The following is a 4,803-nucleotide window of genomic DNA, read 5'->3' as shown; positions in this document are numbered from 1 at the left end:
TTTTCTGGAATTACTTCGGAAGGCGTACGGTCAAGATCTTCACAAATGCTATTCTTCCGGCCCGGATGTGACAAACTCCTAACGGTGCCTAGCGAACCGGCGCGAGCTTATCGGCAAAATCGAAGCCATCACGTTCATTCATTGGATCTTCAGTTGGCACGCTCCGATCACCACATTGCTCTCTGCTGTCAGGCTGACGCGCTCACCAAATGTCAGCGCCCGTCCACCACCGTTCACCGCCAAACCAAGAGAAACCAAACAGGGCCAACTTCTTTTTTTCGTTGATCGTCTAGATTCTGAGGTCATTCGAGTTCTCAAACTACGGCACCAAAGCGTCGTGGAACAGTCGACACATCGGCGCTCAATCCCAGGAGAAGACATTGTGCTTCTCATGGTTTGGGACGAATACGTCTCCGCCGGCCACGTCTGCTTTCTGGAGTATTACGTTGGCCGTCGATCTTCTCTTCGATTTCGCATCTCTAAACAGCGAACCTAATGGCTGTTGTCTCTCTCTCTGAGCCAATCGGGGGAAATGCAAATGCGGGCGGACGAGCCGTTCTATCGGTCTTGGGGACAAAGCGCAGGATAGTTCCCAATATTACGAGTATGCCGGTGTCGAAACCTGAAGTGCCAAGGCGAAGTCTTGTTGTTTGGCACCGATGCTAGGCGGCCTGCGACGTCTCATCGTCGCCACCCGCCGGAGAGTAGGTGATTTTCACCGTCACCTCGTTCATGGCGTAGTGAACGAACTGCTCTCCGAGCGCGGTGAGTTCATACCGTTCTTCGTCGTCAAACGCGGACTTCATCTGCTTGGACGCGTTGACTGATGTCGCTCGCGACGTTTTGCGCCCCTGCTTTGCGATGAAATTGCCAGCGTAGTCCGTCTCGCGATGTTGGCGGATAATGCCGCCTGTTGATAGATCGCGTATCAGTAGGCGAAACAAGTCCGCCTCGGCAGAGTCCTCGCGGACTGACGATTTTCCGAGGTTGCGCCATATTTGACCGCGCGTCGAACCGGGGCTGCGATAAAGCTCCCCGATAACCGCGAAGTGAAGTTCAGAGTACTTCTGAAGCCACTCAACGAAGAGGCTGATGACGTCGTCATCGACGAGACGGACCGATGCCGCGTTTGTGAGAACGTTGCGAATGTATTCCTGCTTCTTTCCGCTTTCAGTTCCAGCCCAGTTGCGGAACGCCTTTTTGAGCAATGACTGATACTCGCTGGACATGACGCGTTCGGCGATCTTCTGATCGTGCATGTCGAGGCGCGCCATAATCTCGAGGATCGTCCGTTGCTTTTCGCGCAGTTCGTCCTCCAACATCTTGATCCACGCGCGCAATGCGTCCATCGCTTGCTGCTGTTCGTTTTCACCCCAAACGCCCGCAGCGGCGGCGAGGAAACCGCCTGCAAAAGGTATGGCGCCGCTTGCGGCGTTTAGAGCTCCGCGAATCCACTTACCGCGACCAGCGTTTTTGTCGTTTTCGGCGTCATCGCCGTCAGGAGGCGCGGGTAAATTGCTCATGCTTGCCTCACAACTGGTCGCGCAAGTTGGCAATGTCGTCTTGGTGCTTCCGCCGGTTGGCTACGAGTTGCTGCACAAGCCCCGGCAGGCCTGCATTGAATTGTTCGATTTCCGGCTTCTGCCAACCCGTGTAGTCGCGCAGCATCTTTTCAAGGCTATGGAGTTCGCGCTTCAGCGCATCGAGATCTTTCCTGCCTTCGATGCCGACAATAACTGTTGAGTGTGTAACGCGACCGTAGGGGAGCACTGTGGTCCAAGTGCTCGGGGTGAGCTTGAAAAGGACAGCATCGCCAGTGAATGGGTAGGACCGCGAGGCGAGCACGCCGTCGATTTCAATGTTCCGGCCAAAATCGCGCACACGAATCTTGCGCTCCTGAACATCCTTCGCATAGTTCTCAAAATCGATGTCGAGAGGGCGAACGGACATCTTGTCGGAGATATACGAAACGATTTCATCGTCCGTGGCCGCAGGATGTGATGCCATGTACGGCTCGACCACCTCCCGCAGGGATTGTTGGCGATGAGCGAGGAAGGGGCTGAGCGCGCCCTCGCGAAAGAGGGGTTCTCCCAGATACATATTCGGTCCTTTCAGGCCGGCGCTCGGCCGCGCCGCGATCTAAGAAGGCGGGCCGCTAACGCCGACGCCACGCCGATTGTCTAAGCGTGAATCAATGGTTAACGGCCTTTTATCGCAAAATCAACAAAAAAATTGCAATAACGGCAGTAAAAGTGTACAGTATCCTCACTTAGAGTTGGGAATTGACAATGCTTTACCGTCTCGAAATCGAAAATTTCTATTCGATCAGGCACTTGCAGGTGATCGACCTTCGGGTTGGCGAAGCCGTGCCCGACGAGCCGGGAAGGTTCGATCCCGTCGTGTACGGTTCAACCGAACGCGCGGTGCGCGTCGCGGCGTTCTTTGGTCCTAACGCGTCTGGGAAATCGACGGTGCTGAAGGCACTGACATTTATAGGCTGGTTCGTAGAGCACTCCTTCCAGGCGCAGCCCACCGCGAGTCTTCCTTGCGAACGGTTCAATGGCGTGGGAGCGGCAGGCGTGCCGATCAAGCTCGCGGTGGAATTTACAGGTCCGTTGGATCTGTCGGTCGAGGATGTGCTGCCAACCGATTTTCAAGCGACGCTTCGATATGAGCTTGAACTGAAGCAGCAAAAGGGCCGCATCATAGTCCACTCAGAGAGTCTGAAACAACGCCGTGCGGGTAAAGGCAAATGGACAAAAGTTTTTGAACGCATTGGCGACGAGGTCACAGCCGGTAAATCGTTTGCCCTCGCTGGCTACTCGATGGTGATCGACAAAGTCAGAGATAACGCAAGCTTGGTCGCCACGTTGGCCCAGTTCGACCACAAGCCCTCATTGCTGTTGCAGAAGGCTGCGCGCTCAATCGTAAAAAATATATTTCTCGAACGAACGGACGTCACGGATCAGGATGCCATCAATTTCTATGCCGGCAACAAGGATATGGTCGATGCGCTCAATCGGGAGATTCGGCGCATCGATTTGGGTATCCGAAAGATGAGTATCGTGCAGGGGCCTAACGGGCCACTCGCGTTTTTCGAGCATGAAGGATTGGAGCAACCTATGCCTTGGCTGCTCGAAAGTCACGGCACAAAGAATTTCATTAAATACTTTCCGTTGATTGAGACGGCACTGGCGAACGGTGGAATTGCCGTTGTCGATGAGCTTGACGTTTCGATTCATCCGCTCGTTCTGCCCGAAGTTATTAAGTGGTTCCACGACGACGAGCGTAATCCGCACAAGGCGCAGTTGTGGCTCACTTGCCATGCGGCCTCGCTTCTGGAGGATTTAGCTAAGGAGGAAGTTTTCTTTTGCGAGAAAAACGCGAAAGGCGAAACGAGCGTTTACAGCCTTCAGGACATCAAGAATGTACGGCGGACGGATAATCGGTATCGAAAATACCTTTCTGGTATTTACGGGGCCGTGCCGCAAATCGGATGAGTCGCCGCCCGGTAATTCCCCAGAGAACTCCAATATTTCTGGGCGGCGAAGGGGCAAGCGAAGCGGGGTATGGCGCGCTTATCGCGAAACTTGCGCGGGAACGCGGCCTTCACGTCCATCTCGACATTCACAGTCTGCAACCGGGGGCGGGTGATCCGCATGCGCTGGTCGAAAAGGCTTTGAAGCTCATCCGGCAGCGCGAGCGTGTGCGTTCAGCCTACAAGATAAAAGCGATTTTTCTCGATGTTGGGAGCGCGCGCAAAAATGTCGAGGCCACGGCCCTGGCCCGTGAAAATGGGATTGATTATCTTATTTGGCAGGAGCCCGATCATGAGGCGCTCTTGTTGCGGCACATGGACAACTGTCAGCAACGAAGGCCCCCCGCTGGCGAGAGCATGAGAGCTTTGTTGCGGGAGTGGCCTGACTACCGGAAAGCAATGTCTGCCCAGGAACTCGGGACGAAGATAACGCAAGCCCATATTCAGCTAGCCTGTGGCGTCGAAGAGAGCCTCGCAGCCTTTTTGAGAAGAGTGGGCTTAGTCTAATAAAGATTTCATCCTTGATAGCATGAGCGGCAGCTTGCACCATCCAGAAGCTCGGTACGGCGCTTGGTGGTGTAATACCGGACGCTATCCGAATGGACGATGAGCCACATACAAACGGAGGGGAGGCGAACACCTGACGAGAAAGACTTGCCTCGCGTTGCGCTCCTCCCTGCTCGCAATGCCCGTTCTCTCTTGGATTTCGCTACAGCTGGAGCCAGCGGGTAGCTTGCAGTTGATCGCCAGGGTGATGACTAACCAGATCGGCTTCTGACTAAGTCTCTGCTGCCAGATGAAGAGCGGTCGTGCCACTAGGGAGGTTTTAGGACAGCAGTCAATCAGGCGCCGATGGCTGCTTTCTCTGCGAAGTAGACGAAATCTGCGGTTATTGGCTGGTATACCAACTGCTCAGTTGGCTGCGGCAGAAGTTTCTTTAGTCTTTTCTTTTAGAATTGGGCCGTTCCCCGATTGTGGCCCAAGAGCCGTTTGAAATGACAGCAGCTATCATCAGGCCCGTTCGTCCAGAGGACCGTCTGGAAGTGTACCGGGTGCTCTATGAGGCTTGGAACACCAGCTATGCTCCAATCCTAGGCAAAGAAGCTGCGCTCAGGCTGCAGCCCGGCCCCAATAGGATGGCGTTTGCGATCATGATGTCGACGAGAACGCAGGAACTACAATTTGATGTCGCCGAGGTGGATAATAGGGTGGTTGGCTTTGTCCTGAGCGGGCCCGGCGGGTACTTCAATCGACACTTTGTTTGG

5 protein-coding genes are annotated in these 4,803 nt (G+C 54.6%); 3 read left to right on the top strand and 2 right to left on the bottom strand.

Annotation, left to right across the window (positions count from 1 at the left end):
* Nucleotides 1-662: 662 nt before the first annotated feature.
* Together AB7F49_RS38170 and AB7F49_RS38165 are read right to left on the bottom strand one after the other, a co-directional pair.
* On the bottom strand, nucleotides 663-1,523 hold the full coding sequence (locus AB7F49_RS38170) for a hypothetical protein (protein WP_428532854.1): 861 nt from the start codon (nucleotides 1,521-1,523) through the stop codon (nucleotides 663-665).
* Nucleotides 1,524-1,530: 7 nt separating this feature from the next.
* Nucleotides 1,531-2,100, bottom strand: coding sequence for a hypothetical protein (locus tag AB7F49_RS38165; protein ID WP_428532851.1), 570 nt, complete (start codon nucleotides 2,098-2,100; stop codon nucleotides 1,531-1,533).
* A gap of 188 nt (nucleotides 2,101-2,288) precedes the next feature.
* Here AB7F49_RS38165 and AB7F49_RS38160 point away from each other — a divergent pair, with 188 nt between their 5' ends.
* The 3 genes from AB7F49_RS38160 to AB7F49_RS38150 form a co-directional block, all read left to right on the top strand.
* Nucleotides 2,289-3,500, top strand: a complete 1,212-nt coding sequence (locus AB7F49_RS38160) for an AAA family ATPase (RefSeq protein WP_428532848.1) — start codon at nucleotides 2,289-2,291, stop codon at nucleotides 3,498-3,500.
* On the top strand, nucleotides 3,497-4,045 hold the full coding sequence (locus AB7F49_RS38155) for an RloB domain-containing protein (RefSeq protein ID WP_428532845.1): 549 nt from the start codon (nucleotides 3,497-3,499) through the stop codon (nucleotides 4,043-4,045). Before AB7F49_RS38160 ends, AB7F49_RS38155 begins: the two co-directional genes overlap by 4 nt.
* Nucleotides 4,046-4,533: 488 nt before the next feature.
* Nucleotides 4,534-4,803 (top strand): hypothetical protein (locus tag AB7F49_RS38150; protein WP_428532842.1); only part of this gene is annotated, 270 nt, incomplete at its 3' end.

This window comes from Pseudorhodoplanes sp., assembly GCF_050250235.1.
In the GTDB taxonomy this organism is placed as follows: domain Bacteria; phylum Pseudomonadota; class Alphaproteobacteria; order Rhizobiales; family Xanthobacteraceae; genus Pseudorhodoplanes.
The sequence above is the reverse complement of the archived record's forward strand: the minus strand, read 5'-3'. Positions and strand labels throughout refer to the sequence as shown.